Origin of the sequence: Marimonas lutisalis, from assembly GCF_005434965.1 — a bacterium.
Lineage (GTDB): Bacteria > Pseudomonadota > Alphaproteobacteria > Rhodobacterales > Rhodobacteraceae > Marimonas_A > Marimonas_A lutisalis.
The window spans coordinates 859,019-878,605 of sequence record NZ_SKCI01000002.1 but is presented as its reverse complement, the minus strand read 5'-3'; the positions used below and the strand labels follow the sequence as shown (position 1 = coordinate 878,605).

Genomic DNA, 19,587 nt, shown 5'->3' with positions numbered 1-19,587 from the left:
CAGTTTGGACACTGTGACCAGCGAACCCACGCGCCCAACAGCCTGAAAACTGCAAACGCTCGGCATTTGACCGGTCTGCACCGCCCCGGCATACTCGAACCTGGAGGCGTCGGCGACCAATCAGATCGCGGGCACAAGCATGGGATCATCAAAATGCGCGCCTTAACCGCCGTTATGGCTTTTCTCGGTGTCATTGTCCTCAGCCTCGGCACCCAAGCCATGGCCGAAGAGACCAGGCTGACCATTGTTCATACTGACGACCTACATTCGCATTTCCTGGGATTTTCGCCCAATGCCGATTATACGCCGCTAACCACTGGCGATGACGCGACCCTCGGCGGCTGGGCCCGGATCTCCACGCTGATCCAGACGACCAAAGCGGCGCGTGACAACCCCGTGCTGGTGCTTGATGGCGGTGATTTCTTGATGGGCTCGCTGTTTCACACCGTCAGCCGCGAAGAAGCCCTCGAACTCGGATTACTGGGCGCGATGGGCTATGACGTCACAACTCTTGGCAACCACGAGTTCGACCTGAAGCCCGAAGGACTAGCCCGCATTATCGAATCTGCCGCAAAGAAAGGTGCTTTTCCCGCCATTGTATCGGCCAACGTCATCTTCGATCCGGCTGACGAGCGTGACGACAGACTGGAACAGCAGTTCCGCGACGGCCGCGTCACGCCCTACACGATCCTCGAACGGGACGGTCTGAGAATTGGCGTTTTTGGCCTCATGGGAACGGATGCCGCCGAGGTGGCCCCCTTCGCCCGCCCCGTTCAATTCGCCGACCCGATCGAAACCGCCCGCCGTTTGGTCGATTTCCTACGCAACCGCCAACAAGTTGATGTCATTATCTGCCTTTCGCATAGCGGTCTCAATGACAATCCGGACAAATCCGAGGACGTTGCCCTCGCCCGAGCTGTAGATGGCATCGATGTTATTATCAGCGGCCACACCGACACCTTCCTTCCCGAACCGATAGTCGAGAACGGGGCAATCATAGTTCATGCCCGCGGCTACGGACTCAGGGTCGGCGTCCTTGACCTCGACATCGCCGACACCGGCGTCGACCTCGCTCATTACGACTATATCACTGTCGATGACAGTATTCCTGGCGACCCTCGTATAGATGCCCTGATCACCGCAGCGCGCGACGTTGTGAACCGAAAAACTCTAGGACCGCTCGAGCTCACTTTCGATCAGGTGGTCGCCGAGACCGATTTCGACCTGACGCTGAAACCGTCTGAATCCACTCTTGGCAACCTCGTCACAGACGCCCTCCGCTGGGCCGGGAACAAAGCTGAGTACGACCCCACCAATCCCGCCAGCCGGGTCGCAGTTGCTGTCATCTCTAACGGCCCAATTCGTGACGACATCATTCACGGCAAGACAGGACAGATAGCCGTCAGCGATCTCTTTCGAGTCGTCCCCCTCGGCATTGGCTCGGATGGCTCGAACGGCTACCCGCTAGTTTCGGTTTATGTAACCGCGCGGGAATTAAAGAAGACTTTCGAAATTCTCACCACACTACCGGGCCTCAAGGGCAACGACTATGTCGTTCAGATTTCCGGCGCCAAGGTCACATACAACCCCAACCGCATGCTGTTCGACCGCGTCACCGATATCCAGATCAGCGACGGCGCGGGCGGATACGTCCCGCTGGACTACTCGTCCGACAAAAAAGCGACGTACAAGGTGGTAACCGATATCTACAACGCCACCTTCCTCAAGGTCATTGGCAGCTTCACTAAGGGCATTCTCACAATCGTCCCGAAGGACCACTCCGGCGCTCCGATCGAAGATCTGACCGAGGCCCGCATCGACGCCGATCCCGGCCAGCCTGGTATTCAGGAGCGCAAGGTCTGGGGCGCCCTGATCGACTTCGTGCAGACCTTCCACGACACTAACGGCAACGGCCTACCCGATATTCCAGCCAGCTATGCCGCCCCCGAAGGTCGCCAGGTCATCGATTCCACCCTTAACCCGTTCAAACTGCTCGCCGGCGGAAACTACCTGACATGGTCCGCTGTCGCGGCCATCATCGTGGCGTTGCTGCTGTGCTTTAGTGTGAGCTGGCGCGCTCTCCGCCTGATCCGTCACCTCAGGGAGCCTACCTGAACCGTACGTAGAGCATCACACCGCGCCCGTCTTGGCCGCAGCGGGAATTGTTAATTTGGGCCCAAATCGAAAATGCCGGCGCAAATCGACGTCTGTTGAGTCCACCAAGCGGACGTTCACGACAAAGCCCCTTATAGTCCCAAAAAAAGTCACGTGGTCTACAAATTCGTGGACTACCACGAAGTGCCGGTGAGTGGACAATTTCAGCATTTCTGGCCCGTCGGTCGTTTAGGTCGGCGGGTCAATTCTGAACGGCTGCTTCGTCCCGCGAAGCAGTCGTTCGTCGCGCGCGCAGCGAGCGGCAGCTTTGAGCCCGAAGCGGCCGTTAAATCACGCTTTGCTAGCTGCGTTACAACGAATGGCTGCGTTGAGCCCGATAGAAACGTGCACGGGCACGATTACTACAACCCAACCAGTACTCCCCACCAATCCATTCCGTCCATGACTTGGGTATAGTGCCCCTTGCCTGTTGTGTCTCCGAGCAAAACGATCGTTCCCGGATGGACGGCGCAGATGTTTCCATCGGTGGCCCGGAACTCCAGAACACCGTGCATGCCTATGACGAACTGGCGACGTGGTGTAGGATGCCAACCGCCGTTACATCCAGCCGGTGTGCGTATGAACGTTAAATTCTTTGCATCCTTTGGATGCGACAAATCCAATGATGGTTGATCCGGAATGAAGTTGACCGGCGCGGCATGAGCTTCGACCTCTTCCATTCGAGATTCTCCGTCATCCGTCGCAGTCAATCGGAAATATTTCATCACCGCTCCCCTCAAGACAAGTGGCCCAATTGTAATTCGGCTGATTCAGAATGTCTCGACCAGGCTAGGTTAAACTCCCGTGAGGCCAACTCAAAGGCGTTCGATTTGTACGCGAAGCAGTCGTTCAGCCTGTCTGAAACTGCCGCACGGCAGTGAATGGCTGATCTGACCCCTTTGTTGCCATATGCTGCGCCGGGCTCGAACCACCGCTAGAAGACGTTTGGCAACGACAGGCGCATTTCAGACTGAACGATGGTGCTGTCAGACGAATTCGAACTCGTCTCGAAAAGGACAGTCATACTGACCATCATGCCGCGCAAAGACCGCGCCACTCGGCCAGAGCAGCGGTTCGGTTTTGCTTGAAGTGATCTCGTTTGGAGAGGCTGCGATCCTGGTTGAAGTGATTGAAGACGGAGGAGTGAACGGCAACGAATTGCTGCAAACTTCGCATTCGACGGAAGCGCTGCATCGCCCTTTCTCGTCGTCGGAATGGCAGATGCGAGTTCTCGACTCTGTTGTTGAGCCAGCGCCCACATGATTGGAGATGATCGCAACCCAGATCGCGAAGCGCGGCTTTGTAAGATGGAAACCGATCGGTGACCAGGACTTCCGGCGGACCATAGCGCCGCATCAATTTCCTGAGCATTTTCAATGCAGCGCGTTTGTTTCTTCGCTTTGTGACGACGCTCTCAAGCACCTCGCCTTCGTGATCGACAGCTCGCCAAAGGTAGTGCCGCTCACCATTGATCTTCACGAAGACCTCGTCGACATGCCATTGCCATCGCGAGAAGGCACGCAGCTGCTGCACACGCCGCCCACGGATCTCAGATGCAAACATCGGGCCAAACCGGTTCCACCAGAACCGTATGGTTTCATGGCTCACATCAATGCCCCGCTCGTGCAGCAGGTCCTCGACATTGCGGAGTGACAACGGGAAACGCACATAGAGCATCACTGCCAGGCGGATGATCTCCGGGCTGGTCTTGAAGTACTTGAAGGGGGAACGCTTGGTCATCTTGAGAGGCTAAGAGAGCCCCCTGCCCGGCTCAAGGCAAGTTCCTCTGACAGCACCCATGACATGATTCTATCCGGAATTATCTTTTGCATAGACCCGGATATTGATCTCGAAACATTGTCGGCAAATCCGAATCAAGTGAAACAAGATCGCCTTTGTTCTCGCAAATCTTTCTGAGATAATCTGTAACAGCTTTGCTCTGACCATCCTCCACGTCATCCAAACGAAAAACTTGTGATACAAAGATAAATGAGACGGCTCCACTTACGAATTCGCAGTTTTCACAATTCGCTTCAGAACCCAGTTCCAAGAGTGTGGGAGTTTCATCGCTCGAGGGAAGTTCGACTGGTACCTGCAAATGAACTCGCGGATCCTCACACTTCGGGCAACAGAATTGAACAATTGTTAGAAACATCTGACTGAAACTGTTCATATGGCGATGTGCGTATATCATCGAAGCGGTCTTTCCAGGGCAATGTCAGAATAACAGCGTCAAGCAGCCCTTCCATGCCCTCTTGCTTGCGCTGAAGATTCAAAAAGCTGCTCTCAAAGGAAAATACCTTTAAGAGCGACGCCACGAAGAAGAAACAAGCTCAGTTAGACTATCAAACCAGCTTAATCTGACAAGACCGCCGTGAAACCCGGGTCGGCTGACATGAACAGCCGGAAGGAAAAGAAAGTGAAAGCCGCCGAAGCCCCCGAGATGCAGCACTATCTCGACCTCATCAGGACGTCCGAAAACTGCGCCATGCTCCTTCATGCCGAGGAGCAAGCCTTGCGCAAGATCGAGAAAAATACCGATGGCATCGATTGGGCAGATTTCGCAGGAACGGAGGTTCTGCAGGACTATTGGCTGGTTGCTTCGTCGGAGCACCGGCAAGCAGAATTGGGCCGCATCTGCCACCTTCGAGCGCTTGCGTGGAACGCCATTTTTGGGGGCGCTGACGCCTTATCAGGGGTGCCTTTCTTGACTCCCCGCCAAGACATCGGGGGTTCGTCATGAGCCATAAATGGAAACGCCCCGGCAATGCGTTGCAGCGCACCGCCGGGGCAAACTTAGATGGTCTGTGGGAGAACTCATCTATTCAACCAACATACGCCACTTTTCGCGATCTGCAAACACGCTACCTGCAGCGGCGCCACGGTCTCGACAAACGCACTGCGCGCATGCTTGCGGGCATCTGCTTCGGGGAGGAACGCTGATGGCCAGTATGTCCCCCGAAGCCCGTATGCGCCTCGAATGGGCCGACTCTGCAAGATTTGCCCTCGAGCAGTGCCACCCCGAACAGGCGAATGCGATTTGCTTGGCGTGGCTGGAGAAGTCTGAGACCGGCGGGCCACGGCACGATCCGTTCGGCATGCTCTATTCGGATGCCAAGTTCTGGGCAGTAGCAGCCCCGCCGCACGAACTCCTCGCCTACACGCTGGCAGGACTTGAGCAGTTACCCAAGACCCACCTGACCCTGCCAATGCGAAGCCGGGCGATCAAGGCGCTTTGGCGCAGCCTTCCTGTCTCTGAGCGTACCGCCTTCATCAGACATGTGCATGGAGGTGCCGCATGATGGACGGACATGACCTGCCAAAGATTGCGGATGTGACCGATGTCGACGCGCAGGCGGAAGTAAAAAGGTTGGCGGGGCTGGACCCCGCCGCATATGAAACAGAGCGAAAGCACGCTGCTGCACGGCTGAGCTGGCGCACCTCCGTCCTGGATGCCGAGGTGCAAAAGGTGCGGCAGTTGAATACCGATCCGGATGAGTGTGAACAGAACTCGTTCATCGAAGATCTCGAACCCTGGCTCGACCCGGTGGATGGCGCATCGCTGGCCGAGGAAATCCGCAATCGCCTTCGAGACCACGTGGTGTTTGGCACGGATGCGGATGCCGATTGCGCCACCCTCTGGATCATCGGAACATACTTGATGAACACATGGCGCCTTTGGCCGCGGTTGCTGATCACAAGTCCGACGAAGGCCTGTGGCAAATCCACCCTTCTGGAGGTGGTCGACGCGTTGGCATATCGCGGGTTCATTGCCTCGAACGCGACCCCTGCAGCCATCTTCCGAGCGATCGAGGCGTGGCAACCAACGCTGCTCTTGGACGAGGCAGACACATGGATGAGGCAGAACGAGGAGTTAGCGGGGATACTGAACTCTGGCCACACGAACCGTACGGCCCGCGTGATCCGTGTGCAGGAGGTCAACGGTGAACTGGTTCCCACCCCGTTCTCAACATGGTGCCCTATGGTGATTGCCGGGATCGGCAGCCAACGCGACACGCTCATGAGCCGGTCCATCGTGATTGGCTTGCGGCGCAAGCTACCCGAGGAGAAGGTCGCGAAACTCCCAATCGATCTGCATGGACAAATGTTACGTGTTCGTCGCCGGATTGCCCGGTGGACGGCCGACAATGCGGTCAGGATCGGGGCAATGGAAAATGAACCGCCAGCCTGTGGCAATGACAGGCTGCAGGATAACTTCACACCGCTCTGGCGCATAGCCACGGCCTTGGGTGGCATCTGGCCCGACCGCATTGCGGCAGCTTACAGTCTGCAGGTAAAGGCTCAGGAGAAAAGTGACGAACCAGCCGGCGTGATTATGCTGCATGATATTGCGGAACTGTTCGCCACCCGGACAGGACGTCCAGATCGGCTCTCCTCGGCGGAGATCGTCACCGATCTCATCGCCCTCGAGGAGCGCCCGTGGGCGGAGTGGAAACGGGGCAACCCAATAACGGCGACCACAGTTGCCAAGCTGATGAAGCCGTTTGGCATCAAGCCGAAGGTCGCAAAGCTGCACGGGTCATCAACGCGTGTCTACCTACGCAGCGAAATAGAGGCTGCGGCGTGTCGCTACGCTGGTTCGTAGTGTAACCCCGTAACCCCCTCGCAAAATCAAGGGGTTAGCGGCGACCGAAAGTGTAACCGCATGGTCGAAGTTACACTTTCGAAGCCCGCCAACCCCTTGAAACCATTACATGGTTACGCGGTTACACTTTGTGACTGCGAGGCTGCGAGGAGCACGCCCAAAACGCATGAACTCTCCACTTCGTCCGCGAAGCGGTCGTTCAACGCTGTTGCAGCGAACGGCGGCATTGAGCCCAAGACAGACGGTAAGATAGGGCACTCAAATTGATCGGGAGCGCTGTTCGAGGTAGGCTTTCTTCTAAACCACAAGGGAGGGTCCGCCTTGGATAAGCAAGTCATCAATCACCCCGATATGCCAGCGCCTTACGGCGCGTATTCCACCGCTGTCCGTGCGGGGGATTTTGTTTTCATATCCGGTCAAGCTGGCATCGTGCCTGAAACGGGAGCCAAAGCAGGGGAAGACTTCGAAACTCAGGCAAGACAAGCTTTTGAGAACCTTCGGACATGCCTCGAGTGCTCCGGTTCTACCATGGGGGATGTGGTGAAGGTCATCACTTGGCTGGGCGACGCTGAGGAACGGGCAGCCCTTAACGATATGTTTGGCGAATTCTTCCCAAACCAGCCGCCGGCGCGATCCACTCCAATCGTGGACCTGCCCATGGGTCTTCTGCTCTCGATTGAGGCGACGGCCATCGCTCGGAGTTGAGGTGGCCGGCTGAAATTCTGCTTCGTCCGCAAGGTGACTTAACTTTGTAGAGATAAGATGGTGCTGAGGTAGATACCGTGTCTAGAAGCGCTAATTTGAATTCATGCTCGAAGGACTAGAATGATATACAGGCGATTCATTAGATCTGCATCACTTGGTATCGTGTTTGCGACCGGGGTGGCTGGATCTGCAAAATCGAACCCCGGAACACAAACCGTGACCATCGCCTACGACCCGACCGACCATGAAGTCGAGATCACCTTGCCAACGGTGATAACTAACGGCGCGGCGATTAAGGAAATGCCTACCTGGTTGGAGCAAAGGTCAACGAGCGGTACAACCGCGGATGCTGAAATAGCGACTGTTTTCACCGGTGCCCTGCCCAAGGTCGATGTCTCAGAGGGGAATTTTGGTGCCGACGATAACGGAGCGTTTCTTTTTGATGCGCTGGCATGGGTGCCAGACCTGCCGAATTTAATGCCGACAAGACTAACCCTTGAAACCCCAATTTCGCATCGGGGGCTGTCCACTGGGGAACTTATCGCAGAGGTCGAGACCGAGCAGACCTATAAGGCCACCTTCCAAATGACTGGAACCTGGCGAGAAATGGATGTCTTTTTGGGGCCCTATGAGGTCAAACAGCAGTCGGTTGAGTTGTCGTCAAGCGAGGTTGCGCTTCGGACATATTTCAGATCAGAGGAGCAGGAATTTTCCGAGGATTACTTGGATGCAGTTGCGAAATACATCACACGCTATTCCAGCGAATTGGGAGCGTATCCGCACAAAGGTTTTGCTGTGGTATCCGCGCCGATCCCGGTCGGCTACGCACTTGATGGCATGACTTATGTTAGTCAGCAGATCCTTGGCCATCCATACATGCTTGGCCGTTCTCTGGCTCATGAGGTTTTGCATAGCTGGTGGGGTTCCGGCGTCGAAATTGATTATGCGAACGGTAACTGGGCAGAGGGGCTGACAACCTACCAAGCAGACTACGCTCTGGCGGAAGATCACGACCCTGAGGCTGCGAAGGCTATGCGTCGGGAATGGCTTGCGGCTCTGTCATCTCTGCCCACTAGCGATGATCGTCCACTTCGAGAGTTCCAATCCGCGGGACACAACCGAGATCAATCCGTTGGATACGGCAAAAGCGCGATGGTCTTTCATATGTTGCGCCATAATCTTGGTCAGTCAGCTTTCGAAGAGAGCCTCAAACGGTTCTGGCAGGCAAACAAAGGAGACGTTGCTGACTGGACAGATATTCAACAGGCGTTCGAAACGGTCTCTGGCCGCGATCTAGGTGCTTTTTTTGCGCAATGGCTCGACCAGCAGGGGTTACCTCGCCTCTCACTTGACGGTGCCAGTGTGAAAGCGGCCGGCGACGGATACACTGTGGAGGCGCAGCTTAGCCAAAGCGGCGTCTGCTTCTCTTTGGAGGTCCCCATTTTGATCGAAACCGTCTCAGGCGACATAAACAAGAAGGTGCTATTTGACTGCACATCTGAAAACTTCGAGTTCAACTTGGCCGATCAGCCGTTATCAATCTCGGTAGATCCGGATTTCGATGTTTTGCGCAAACTCGTCGATGGGGAGCTTGCCCCGACAGTTAGAGATGTCCTCCGTGCCGAAACCATCGTGGCAATCGTAGGCGAGGAAGCAGAGGGTTCGGCAGACAGCCTTTTGCCGCAGTTGCTTCGGAATGCTGAAGAGCTGCGACGCGTGAAAAACGGAGTTGCTCTGCCATCTGCAGACGCGTTCATCGCAATTGGCGCGACCGATGAAGTAACAGAGCTGAGGGCAGGGCACTTTGAGGGGGATGCTCCGAGTGTTGCCCGGAAGGGCGCGGTGCGCGCCTGGGTCGAAAAGGACGGCAACGCCTCTTTCTGGTTATTCATCTCTGCGGATGATGTGGACGACATCGCTGATGATCTTTCGGCGCTGCGCTATTACACGAACCAGAGTTTTATTACGCGGGAACCAGGCGTTCGACCATCTGGCGGCCGTTGGCCCGTGGAAAATAGCCCAATGCAGATCTCGCTAAAATAGGTTCGGGGTATGCAAGATGGGACTTACTCAAACGTCCGGTTCGTCCCGCTGAAGAGACATTCGAACCGACCGCAGCGAAAGGCGTGCTGATCCCTTCTACGTCATAAGTGCGTCGCGCAGCATCGGCTGCGAAGGGCGGGAAGCGAAAGTTAGCTGCAAAGGGGAAGCCCCCCAAAAACAGTTTACTTTAGGTCTACGCCTTTGTTCCAAGGCATCAAAATAAAAACTCGTGCGATGCCACATCGATCGAAGAACACCACCAAAATCATCCCGACGAAGAGTAGGAAGTAGAACCATCCCATTGCGGGCAACATCGCGACCAGCATGAAAGCAACCCAGACAGCTCGTACTTGTACCGGGAAGCTGACAAGACTTTGGTCCCTTACAATGAAATAGCCAAGATTGGCTATGCTAACCACAAGTGCGACGGTGTAACCCCAATCCATGCCAATCAGACCCAGCCCGATTGTGGCCCCGATCACAGCCCAAAACCACCAGTCTATTTCATTGTATTTCATCGTAAGCTGCATGTGTCCTTCCTCCCCATAGCCCTTAGCTATGTAAAGTTTGGCAAAACAGCATGATGTGCCTTGATTGATATCAAATGACTTGCTGCCTGAAATCTGTTGCGATCCAATGCCAATTTCCGGAATGACCCTGCGGACAGCGAGTTCTTCTGCAGAAAATCTTACAGACCAATCTCAATCAAATATGAAGTGGTAAGGCCATACATCTTGAATGCATGCAGTTCTCAACCGTCGCCGTCCGGAGACATCACTCTTTCTGGTCAATGGTGGGTCACAAAAATCAAATAGGGCCCTTTTTTACGAGTAGGTCTTACGCTGCCCGCCTTCATCAGGCCGTTCAATGAAACGCAACACGTCTGCATCAAACTTGGCCTGCTGCTCGATTTGCGGCAGGTGGCCGCAATCTTCGTATAGTACCAATTCACACTGCGGCAGAAGCTGTTTGAGAATGTCGGCATGGTTTGCTGGCACGAAAGCATCCTGCCGCCCCCAGATCACTTGAACCCGGCAACAGACCTTCGGCAAAAGGCTCTGAATTTCTGCTAGCTGCTTCGTTCCGCAGGGATCACTGAAGCTACCATCGCTTCGCAGCATTTTCAGAAAAGCCGCCTGTGCGCCGGGCTGTCTGGCAAGCTCGGTGAACCGGTCGATTTTCATAGTTGCGATAACAGACCCATCTACAAACGCGCTTTTTACGAAACTCTTGGTCCCGAACCGGCTGGGCCAGGTTAAAAGCTCACCCAAACCACGAACTTTTGCGAGACGCAGAAACATTGCCAATTTCGGCCCGACGCAGGCCGGATCGGCGGTGACAACAGATAAGACGCGTTCCGGCGCCTGTGCTGCACACCTGAGCACTAGGTTGCCGCCGAGGGAGAAGCCTATCAAATGGGCTTTTTCGAGACCAACGGCCGACATGAAGTCGAGTACGAAACTCGCTAAACTTCCAAAAGAATAATCAAAATCAATGTGTTTGTCGGACAAACCACAGCCGACGAGATCAAGCGCAAAAACCCTGTGGTGTTTCGACAAAGCCTCGAAGTTTTGCTCCCAATGTTCGATAACGCAGGCAATACCGTGAACCAAAACGACGGGGCTACCACGATCACCTGCGGCCCAGTAACGGGTCCGCACACCATCAACATCGATGAAGCGGTCTTCGGCCTGAAACAATTTGGGAGTCCTCCTGCCGCGCGTTGTTTCCCGGATCTTTGATCGCCAGTAGCTTACGGTCAGGTGCTATTTTCAAATTATTTTGACGGATTCTTCTTTGAGCCATGTCAATCGTTGCTCATTGGATATCAATCGCTATGGCAATTCGATTGTTCGGCCAAAGTCTGGTTTGTCCGCAAAGCGGCAACTCGTACAGCGCAGAATGAACGTCCTCTTTGAGCCCAATGCGAACGCTTTGCGGAGGCGCTGGTGATTGCTGAACTCAGCCCAGAATGGCTTCTCGCGCGCTGGATTTTGGTCACCGCGGAAGGGAAGCTGTCCCTTTCGCGGCGTAGAGAAAGCGCCAATCGACCAGTGGGGCGGTTCGCTTGACCATGTGGTCCGCCGACATCGACTTGCGAGCGGCTAACTCATCTTTGCTGGGGTTGAAATTAAAGTTCGCGCCCGCAATCCTAGCCAGGGTGTAAATCTTGGAGCGACCGATGTTGCGATTTATCGGAGTGACTTTGGCAACAATGCTGTCAGCCGTGACAGCACATGCCGAACAAGTTTCATTTTTGTTTTGTGAATACAAAACCATAGGTGATGAGCAACGTTGGAGAAGCCAATCTATTCCTTTATACTATGAAAAAGGTGAACTGGTTGCTGTTGGTCGACGTCAGTTCTGTAGCGACGAGCCCGAATTTGAAATTTCCGATGCTTATGCGGCATGGAGTTGTGTTACCGCATATGATGATAGCCAGAAACCGGCTTCGTCAGTCTATGTTGAAATAAACCGATACACCGGGCGATATCATCGCAACGATTTTGAAGGTCACTACAACGATAGAAGAATTAGGGAAATTTGGCAGGGAGTCTGCACTGCTCATCACGAAGCCCAGTTTTGATGATCCCACCCAGAAAAGGCGCTCGGTCGACATTGGTTCCGCGCCTTTCATTTTTTCTCGAGCATTTTGGCAACTCGTTTCTTGCTACTTGCAGTAACCGTGGCTTGGCAGCTTCCGGCTCGCTTCTGTTTCATACTCTGCATACTTGCCGCCCGAGTACCGCGGACAGTCACGGGCGTGCCCTGCTGCAATCGCTAGAGCCCCGATATCTTCGTCCTTGTTGATGTAGCATGTGCCGACCCATCGGTCGTAGGTCTTTTCGCCCGTCAGCCAGCAGCGCACCGGCCTTCTTAACACAAGCTTGGTCATCCAGGCCTTGGCCGCTTTGCCGCCCCGCTCGTCCATCTCGGGGCCGTCCACGCCGTTCAGTCGAATAGGACGGCTGTTGACCTCGATTGTGTCCACGTCGCGAACGTGGGTAAGCTGCCCAAGGAACTCTACCGCTCGCCGGCATGGGATCGTGGATCAGAGATGACCGATCACGGGAAGTTCACCATGGCGACTAAGATCGATGTCTACTTCTGCGATCCACAATCACCCTGGCAGAGGGGCAGCAACGAAAACACCAATCGCCTTCTCCGCCAGTACTTTCCCAGAGGCCTGGATATGTCGACCTACAGCCAGGCCAAACTCAGCGCGATTGCTAGACAACTCAACGAACGGCCACGAAAAACCTTGCAATACCAAACACCGGCAGAGAAGTTCGAACAGTGTGTTGCGGCGATCCGTTGAATCCGCAGGCCAGAGACGACATTCATTTGGTCTTCGCCTACCGCGTCCTGGCAACCGCCTCCCCCTGAGCAAAAGCGCCCTTGGGTTCTGGCTGCACAAAGGCGGCGTGATTTCCCCGGAGGCCGGTGCGCTGCCGTTCGCGAAGCGGGATAGGAACACCCTTCGTCGGTCGTTTGCGACCCTGCCGAGAGCTGCCGAGGTTGGATGCGCCGATTCGTTTCCCAAGTGTGGATGATCGCGCCGGAATGATTTGAACCGTTTCGGTATTGGCAGCACAAAACGGCATAATTGCTATGCTTTATGAAATATTTTGGGGAATTGAGTGCTCATAGAATACCGTCAATCGGGGGCGTGCCGAAAGGCGTTCGTTGGAGAAACGAATGTTGCAGGCAGGATAATCTTTGGAGACTAATCCATGCCCTTGATGTCAGAAAAGGTATCAGTAATCGGCCCACCCGATTTTCTCGCGGACTTTCTGAGCGAACTGTTGCCGCCACAGGCTGCAGCAGAGTTACCCGACGCTTCGCTTCCGCCGATCCCGGAGACAGACGCGTTTATTTGGGACACAACGTCGGATTTGGACGCGATCAACGATGGCGACGGCCATCTGGAATATACCCACGATGAAGAAAGTGGCAGCCACGATCACACGCATGATCACGGCTTGGTCGGAAGCCAAACCGGCAACGGCATGGCGCAGGTAAGCTTGCCTTCCGCGGGCCTCGTCTTTTCTGGGGTCTTTGTCGAAAACGATGGCTTTTCTCTGGCCAGACCAGGCTCCGATACTGACACCGGCGGCGGTGGCGGTGGCAAGGGCAGCAAGCCTGCCCCGGATGACGGCGGCGGGGAGACGGACGGTCTTCTGTCCAGCTACACCTCCGGCGGGCCGTCCAAAACCAGCTACAACATCACGATCAACTTCGACACCGGGGCATGGTCGACCGTGCTGCAACAAGTATTCATTGATGCGGCTGACTACCTCAGCCGTCTCGTGCTCGGCGATCTTTCGGACGAGCGCGTGCCGCTCTACGGCCGGGTCGACGATCTGGCGATAGATGCCAGCATCATCGAGATCGACGGCGAAGGCGGGGTCCTGGGGGGCGCGGCCGTCTTCGCCTCGCGCGTTGGCAGCGAACTTCCCGCCGCCTCGATCATGCAGTTCGACGTGGCAGACATCGACAAGGCGCTGGTCGACGGATACCTGACGCACGTCGTGGTGCACGAAATGGTCCACGCGATGGGGTTCGGGGGCAAATGGGTGGACATGGGGCTCGTCCAGACCTTCACGGAACTCGATGAAAACGGCGTCGAACAGGACGTGCTGCGGTTCACCGGAGAAAATGCCACGGCGGAGTATAAAGAGCTCGCCGTATCGGCGGATGACCCATATCGCGACAACGGCGTTCTGGTCGAAATGGATGGCGGTCCGGGCACGGAATTCGTGCACTGGGACGATACCACCTTCGGTGACCTGTTGATGACGGGCTTCATCGACACCTCCAATCCCGGACCCGCTGTCCTGTCTGCAATGTCAATCGCGGCCCTCGAGGATATGGGTTACGATACGATTTACGAACCGGGAATGGATATGTTGCTCGTCTGACACCAGCACGAGCCTGCAGCTTGGCAGCTTGGCCGGGCGCCTCCCGAGACGCGCCCGGCAGACTGTCTCATATCCACGGTATTTCCTGCAGGACCGAAACGCATATTTCGGGCGCATACGATGGTCATAAATAATGCCTGAAATTGTAGTTTCTCCGAATAGCCATTACTCAAACGGAACGCGGGAACATAGGGCTGCCAACAGCAGCTTCGTCCGCAACTCGGTCATAGCGGCGATTTCGACGAACGTCCGGTGCCGGTATGAAGCTGCCGTTGAGGTTGGATTCAGTTTATAGGTCCTGCCCCTAGAAACCTAAAGCAATGCCAAAATAGCTCCCCACGCGCCGCCTTTGCCGTACAGTTCTGCAAGCCATTTCCGCTGGATCCTGCATTTCGTATCGAAGTCTGACAAAACCCCCAAAACGACTGGCAGACATTTGCTATTGGTCAATAGCTCCTGCCGACGCTAGCATTTATGGAACAGTACGCGCGCGCGGGGACGGGGTCTTACAACTTGCGGCAAGAGTTTGAGAGAGAAGTGGAACGACAGCTAGCCGCGTTAAAAGAGCGTGCCGTGGCCCGTCAGGCGCGTGCGCGGGTGATCTGCGGTGCGAAGACCCGTAAGGGCCGCCCGTGTCGTCTGAAATCCGAGCCCGGCAAACAGCGCTGCAAGTTCCACGGCGGCAAATCGACCGGCCCCAAAACGGCGGAAGGCAAGGCGCGGATCGCAGAGGCACAGAGGAAACGGTGGGCAGAGGCGAGAAAAGCTGGCGCCTAGCGCCGCTAACCTCGGTCGGGCACATCAGCCCAGAAAGTCCACCAACGCGCTCCTGCGCCACCTCCTATGGGCTGCCAACGGCGTTTTGCGACCAGCGTGCCTATGAAAAGTCGACCGACAAGCCGTCGTTTATGCAAATCGCGGCGAGCGACCAGTTTGGGTCCAATCTGAATAGTCGATTTTCAGATAAGTAAGATCGTACGATGTCAGTCGATCAAATCGACATACCGCAGTGATTTTCTACGAAGTACGCGCACCCGCGCGCGAAGCGCCGCATAACTTGATTAGCTGCAATTCCGGCAAATTCCGGGGCAGTCCACATCCATGTGGGGGATTTTCTGGGGGACACGAAAACGCCGAATGGCCTTTTTCGCATGCTTTTCAATTTTTTACTTGAGGTAAGTGGCGGACCGAGGAGGATTCGAACCCCCGACCCCCTGATTCGTAGTCAGGTACTCTATCCAGCTGAGCTATCGGTCCGTGGGGGCCTCAGATAGACCCAAGGCAGACCCTTTGCAAGAGGCAAATCAGGATTTTTCCACCGCGCCGTCCGCTTCGCCGCGGGGCAAGCAAATGCTGAAGGCGGTGCCGTCGGGGCCGGTGCGGTCGAGCAGAAGCTGGCCGCCGTGGCCGCGCACCAGTTCGGCGGAAATCACCAGGCCCAGACCGGTGCCGCCCTTGCGCGTACCACCCTGAAAGGCGGTGAACAGATGTTCCTGCGCCTTGGGCGGCAGGCCGGGGCCGGTATCGGTGACGGTGATGACCCATTGCTCGGCCTCCTCGCGCGCCGCAACCGAGATTTCGCCGGCGGAACCGGTGCTGACGATCGCCTGGCGCGCGTTGCGCACAAGGTTGGCCAGAACGCGGTAAAGCTGCTCGGGATCGGCGAGGATGGTCATGCCGGTGGGCACGTCCTCGGAGAAGCTCACCTCTGCCTCACCCACCGCGAGACGTTCCGAGGCGATCACGTCATCGACGATATCCGTCAGCAGCACCCGTGCCAGCCGCGGCGCCGGCTCCTCGGCCTTGCCGAAGGCGAGCGTGGTTTCGCACAGGTTCACCGCGCGGGTGATCGAGTTCACCAGCTTCGGCGCCATGCGTTTGACGCCCGGGTCCTCGCTCATCTCGATCCGGTCGGTAAAAAGCTGCGCCGATGTCAGGATATTGCGCAGATCGTGCGAGATCTTGGCCACCGCCCCGCCCAGCTGTGCCAGCCGCTCCTTCTGCTTCAGCGCGCCGGTCAGTTGGGTTTCAAGCGAGGCCAGCGCCTCTTCGGCCTCGCGCAGCTCGCGCACGCCGGCGGTGGGGGTGATGATCCGGCGGGCATCCTCGGGGTTGGCGGCATAGCGCTGCATCTGGCCCACCACCCGCTTGATCGGTTTGACCAGCGTGGCACGCACCGCCAGGAACAGCAGGATCGCGGTGATCACCGAGATCACCGCCGACAGCATCAGGATGCGCAGGCCGTAGTCGATCATCGCCATGCGCAGCGGCGCGGTTTCCATCGTCACCTCGATCAGAAGGCCCGCTTCGCGCACCGGGTTGCCGATCACGCGGATCACCCTTGGTTCGGGATCGAAGAGCCGCGCCATCGCATCGCGGATCAGCGTGAAAGCCGTATCGTCGCGCAGATCGAACGTGGCGTGAATCGGATGCGGCATCGGCGCCGACAGCATCAGCTGGCGCGCCTCGTCGCGGCGCAGCACGACGTTGAACACCTCGGCATTGCGCAAAAGCTCTTCTTCCAGGCTCGGGTCGATCATCTCGTCGGCCAGCAGGGCAAGCGAGGCGATCTGCGCGCGTTCAAGGCGGCTGAGCAGGTAATCCTCGCGAAAGCGCGCAACCGAGGGTACGAAGATCAACACCTCGGCCAGCATCACGAAGATGGTGGTCAGGATCAGGAAGCGGCCCGACAGGGTGTTCAGCATGGCGCATCCCCCTGCCTGCGCGGGCATATGCCCGACCCGACCGTCATGTTACCCAGACCCATGCGCTATACCGCTCCTTCAGGGCAGCCAGCGCTGCACCAGCCCGACCACCCGTTTCACGCCCTTGCTAGCAAAAAGCCTGGGCGAGAAATAGGCACCCGCGGCGCGCTTGTTAACCTCGCCCAGCGACGGATAGGGCGAAACCATGCCTGCAACCGCGCTCATCTTCAGCTTGTTGGCCAGCACCAGCGCCCAGAGGTTGATATGCTCGCCCGCCTGGTGGCCGACGATGGTGGCGCCCACGGGGCGGCCCTTGACCACCATCACCTTGACGAAACCCATGGTCTTGCCCTCGGCGATCGCCCGGTCATTGCCCGCATAATCGAACCGCGCGATGTCCAGACGGTCGCCGTGCCTCTCGCGCGCCTCTGCCTCGGTCAGACCGACCTGCGCCAGTTCCGGGTCGGTGTAGGTGGCCCAGGGGATATGCGCGGTGCCCGCCTTGGCCGGCAGGCCAAAGAGGGCCGAGCGGATAACGATGCCCGCGTGATAACCCGCCACATGGGTGAATTGCAGCCCGCCGGCCACGTCACCGATGGCATAGACCCGGCGGTTGCTGGTTTTCAGCGATGCATCGACCTTGATGCCCGCCTTCGTCGTCTCGATCCCCGCAACATTCAGGTTGAGCCGGTCGATATTGGGTTTGCGCCCCACCGCGAGGAGCAGGTGCGAGCCCTTGAAGACGCGTCCGTCTTTCGTCTCGATCTCGATCGCGCCGGCCTGCTCGCGTATCTCTGACGCCAGGGCGTCCTCCTCGATGGCGATGCCTTCGGCACGCAGCGCGTCAAGCACCACCGCCGCCGCCTCGGGATCATCCTTCCCCAGCGCCTTCGCGCCCTCGATCACGGTCACCGCACAGCCCAGCCGCCGATGCGCCTGGGCCATTTCCATGCCGATCGGCCCGCCGCCGATGATCAGAAGGTGCGCGGGCTTCTCGCGCAGCTCGAATATCGTCTCGTTGGTGTCATACGGCACGCTGTCAAGGCCCGGAATGGGCGGCACCAGCGGGGACGAGCCGGTGGCGATCACGATCCGCCGCGCGGTGATGCGGGTGCTGCCTGCCTGCACCTTGGTGGGCGAGACAAAGGCGCCGTAATCCTGAATGACGCGCACGCCCAGCCCCTCGAACCGCTCGACACTGTCATGGGGCGCGATGGTGGCGATCACCTCGTGCACATGGTCCCTGGCGGCGGCGAAATCCACCGCTTGCCCTGAATGGGCACGTTTGGCGCTGGCCAGCAGGGCCTTTGACGGCACACAGCCATAGTTCAGGCAGTCGCCACCCATCTTGTGGCCTTCCAGCAGCACGACATCGGCCCCCATCTGCGCCGCGCCCGCGGCAACCGACAGACCGCCCGAACCGCCGCCGATCACCAGAAGATCGGTTCTTACATGCTCCATCACAGGGCCTTTCCGCGCAGCGCCTTGATTGCCACCGGCAGCGCCGCCAAAGCACACAGCCCCAGGATCGGCCACAGGATATGGGGCTCGAAGATCACGCCCAGATCGGGGCTTTCGCCGCGTTCGAACACCTCGCCCAGACCGGCGCCGACCGAGGTATAGACCACGCCCCCCGGAATGATGCCGAAAAAGGTGGAAATCACGAAACGGCGCAATGGCACCTCGAGGAACGCGGGTAGCAGGTTGGCGACGAAGAACGGCACCGCCGGCACCAGCCGGATCAGGAACAGCATCGACCACTGGTTTTCGTCGATGCCGTCCTTGATGCGTTTCACGGTGCCGTCGCTGGCCTCAAGCCTTGCGCCAAGCCTGTCCCCCAACCCCCAGCGCGCGGCCAGGAAGATCAGCGTGGCGCCGATGGTGGCGGCCGTGACGTTGTAGAGCGCGCCGGGAAAGGTGGCGAAAAGAAACCCGCCGGTCAGCGTGGCCACCGTGGCGCCGGGCAGCGAAAAGGCCACGATCGCCACATAACCCGCCATGAACACCGCCACCGTGGGCCAGTAATGCGCATCGCGAAACGCCAAAAGCGCCTCGCGATTGTCGCGCAGAGTCTCGAAACTCAGGTAATCGCGCAGGGTGAACGCCCCCACCGCCGCAACCATCAGGATCACGATCAAGGGCAGCTTGCGCATCAGCCCGGAAGTTTGTTGTCCCGCGTCGGGTTGGGTCATGTCGGTCATCTTACGTGGCACTCCCTGCCTTGTCTGGCATGAAAATGCGCCCGCTGCCCGGTTTATCCCAGCGCGATCACGCCCGCTTGATCGAGGGTGACGCCTGGCGTGAGGATTTGGCAGGTTTTTGCCCCGGCTGAAACATTTCCGCCCCCGTGCCCTGCGTTTTTGTTGCAAAACCCCGCATCGGGCGTTTGACAGGGGCGCCGCGCCCGCCTATAGACCGTGCTTCGAAGCATAGACGGGCCCATCCGCGATTC

Annotated in this window: 18 protein-coding genes, 1 tRNA gene and 1 pseudogene; 11 read left to right on the top strand and 9 right to left on the bottom strand. The window is 57.4% G+C overall.

The features are described 5' to 3' along the window. Positions 1 to 66: 66 nt before the first annotated feature. Positions 67 to 2,115 (top strand): bifunctional metallophosphatase/5'-nucleotidase, encoded by a 2,049-nt coding sequence (locus tag E0501_RS12435; protein WP_137701657.1) that lies wholly within the window; start codon positions 67 to 69, stop codon positions 2,113 to 2,115. Between the two features lie 401 nt (positions 2,116 to 2,516). Here the strand turns inward: E0501_RS12435 and E0501_RS12430 are convergent, their stop codons facing one another. Continuing rightward, complete coding sequence (locus E0501_RS12430) at positions 2,517 to 2,834, bottom strand: cupin domain-containing protein (protein ID WP_137701656.1); 318 nt, start codon at positions 2,832 to 2,834, stop codon at positions 2,517 to 2,519. A gap of 352 nt (positions 2,835 to 3,186) precedes the next feature. Then, positions 3,187 to 3,894 carry an IS6 family transposase gene (locus E0501_RS12425; RefSeq protein ID WP_137701655.1) on the bottom strand — a complete coding sequence of 236 codons (708 nt, stop codon included), beginning with the start codon at positions 3,892 to 3,894 and terminating at the stop codon, positions 3,187 to 3,189. A gap of 655 nt (positions 3,895 to 4,549) precedes the next feature. Between E0501_RS12425 and E0501_RS12420 the strand changes: the two genes are divergently transcribed. From E0501_RS12420 to E0501_RS12395, 6 genes are all read left to right on the top strand, one after another. Continuing rightward, positions 4,550 to 4,897 (top strand): hypothetical protein, encoded by a 348-nt coding sequence (locus tag E0501_RS12420; protein WP_137701654.1) that lies wholly within the window; start codon positions 4,550 to 4,552, stop codon positions 4,895 to 4,897. Further along, positions 4,894 to 5,097: a hypothetical protein gene (locus tag E0501_RS12415; RefSeq protein WP_137701653.1), complete on the top strand. Its 204-nt coding sequence runs from the start codon at positions 4,894 to 4,896 to the stop codon at positions 5,095 to 5,097. Before E0501_RS12420 ends, E0501_RS12415 begins: the two co-directional genes overlap by 4 nt. Beyond that, entirely contained in the window at positions 5,097 to 5,456 is a 360-nt protein-coding gene (locus tag E0501_RS12410; RefSeq protein ID WP_137701652.1) for a hypothetical protein, read from the top strand. The genes E0501_RS12415 and E0501_RS12410 overlap by 1 nt, the downstream gene beginning before the upstream one ends. After that, entirely contained in the window at positions 5,453 to 6,760 is a 1,308-nt protein-coding gene (locus tag E0501_RS12405) for a DUF3631 domain-containing protein (RefSeq protein WP_137701651.1), read from the top strand. The genes E0501_RS12410 and E0501_RS12405 overlap by 4 nt, the downstream gene beginning before the upstream one ends. Positions 6,761 to 7,081: 321 nt before the next feature. Continuing rightward, positions 7,082 to 7,465: a RidA family protein gene (locus tag E0501_RS12400; protein WP_205123491.1), complete on the top strand. Its 384-nt coding sequence runs from the start codon at positions 7,082 to 7,084 to the stop codon at positions 7,463 to 7,465. A gap of 216 nt (positions 7,466 to 7,681) precedes the next feature. Then, on the top strand, positions 7,682 to 9,508 hold the full coding sequence (locus E0501_RS12395) for a M1 family metallopeptidase (RefSeq protein ID WP_137701650.1): 1,827 nt from the start codon (positions 7,682 to 7,684) through the stop codon (positions 9,506 to 9,508). 182 nt (positions 9,509 to 9,690) lie between these two features. Here E0501_RS12395 and E0501_RS12390 read toward each other — a convergent pair whose 3' ends face one another. Both E0501_RS12390 and E0501_RS12385 read right to left on the bottom strand, forming a co-directional pair. Continuing rightward, complete coding sequence (locus E0501_RS12390) at positions 9,691 to 10,038, bottom strand: hypothetical protein (RefSeq protein WP_137701649.1); 348 nt, start codon at positions 10,036 to 10,038, stop codon at positions 9,691 to 9,693. Between the two features lie 294 nt (positions 10,039 to 10,332). Then, the gene (locus E0501_RS12385; RefSeq protein WP_161594611.1) at positions 10,333 to 11,208 is read right to left on the bottom strand and encodes an alpha/beta fold hydrolase; all 876 of its coding nucleotides are present in this window, start codon (positions 11,206 to 11,208) and stop codon (positions 10,333 to 10,335) included. Between the two features lie 482 nt (positions 11,209 to 11,690). Between E0501_RS12385 and E0501_RS12380 the strand changes: the two genes are divergently transcribed. Continuing rightward, the gene (locus E0501_RS12380; protein WP_137701647.1) at positions 11,691 to 12,095 is read left to right on the top strand and encodes a hypothetical protein; all 405 of its coding nucleotides are present in this window, start codon (positions 11,691 to 11,693) and stop codon (positions 12,093 to 12,095) included. Between the two features lie 84 nt (positions 12,096 to 12,179). Here E0501_RS12380 and E0501_RS12375 read toward each other — a convergent pair whose 3' ends face one another. Next, a complete protein-coding gene (locus E0501_RS12375) occupies positions 12,180 to 12,500 on the bottom strand; it encodes a thermonuclease family protein (protein ID WP_235857835.1) in 321 nt (106 codons plus the stop codon). Between E0501_RS12375 and E0501_RS12370 the strand changes: the two are divergent. The 3 genes and pseudogenes from E0501_RS12370 to E0501_RS21755 all read left to right on the top strand — a co-directional run. After that, positions 12,501 to 12,827: pseudogene (locus tag E0501_RS12370) on the top strand (IS30 family transposase); the annotation flags it as partial. It abuts the gene before it with no gap. Positions 12,828 to 13,251: 424 nt separating this feature from the next. Beyond that, positions 13,252 to 14,430 (top strand): leishmanolysin-related zinc metalloendopeptidase, encoded by a 1,179-nt coding sequence (locus tag E0501_RS12365; protein ID WP_205123490.1) that lies wholly within the window; start codon positions 13,252 to 13,254, stop codon positions 14,428 to 14,430. Positions 14,431 to 14,904: 474 nt separating this feature from the next. Then, positions 14,905 to 15,207, top strand: a complete 303-nt coding sequence (locus E0501_RS21755) for an HGGxSTG domain-containing protein (RefSeq protein WP_328591474.1) — start codon at positions 14,905 to 14,907, stop codon at positions 15,205 to 15,207. 403 nt (positions 15,208 to 15,610) lie between these two features. On the opposite strand, the gene E0501_RS12355 is transcribed toward E0501_RS21755, so the two are convergent. The 4 genes from E0501_RS12355 to E0501_RS12340 all read right to left on the bottom strand — a co-directional run bounded on the left by E0501_RS12355 (position 15,611) and on the right by E0501_RS12340 (position 19,336). Continuing rightward, positions 15,611 to 15,687, bottom strand: a tRNA-Arg gene (locus E0501_RS12355). Positions 15,688 to 15,734: 47 nt separating this feature from the next. Then, entirely contained in the window at positions 15,735 to 17,135 is a 1,401-nt protein-coding gene (locus E0501_RS12350) for a sensor histidine kinase (RefSeq protein WP_137701644.1), read from the bottom strand. A 78-nt stretch (positions 17,136 to 17,213) separates the two neighbouring features. Beyond that, the gene (locus tag E0501_RS12345) at positions 17,214 to 18,596 is read right to left on the bottom strand and encodes a dihydrolipoyl dehydrogenase family protein (RefSeq protein ID WP_137701643.1); all 1,383 of its coding nucleotides are present in this window, start codon (positions 18,594 to 18,596) and stop codon (positions 17,214 to 17,216) included. After that, entirely contained in the window at positions 18,596 to 19,336 is a 741-nt protein-coding gene (locus E0501_RS12340) for a TVP38/TMEM64 family protein (protein WP_137701642.1), read from the bottom strand. Before E0501_RS12340 ends, E0501_RS12345 begins: the two co-directional genes overlap by 1 nt. Positions 19,337 to 19,587: the final 251 nt, after the last annotated feature.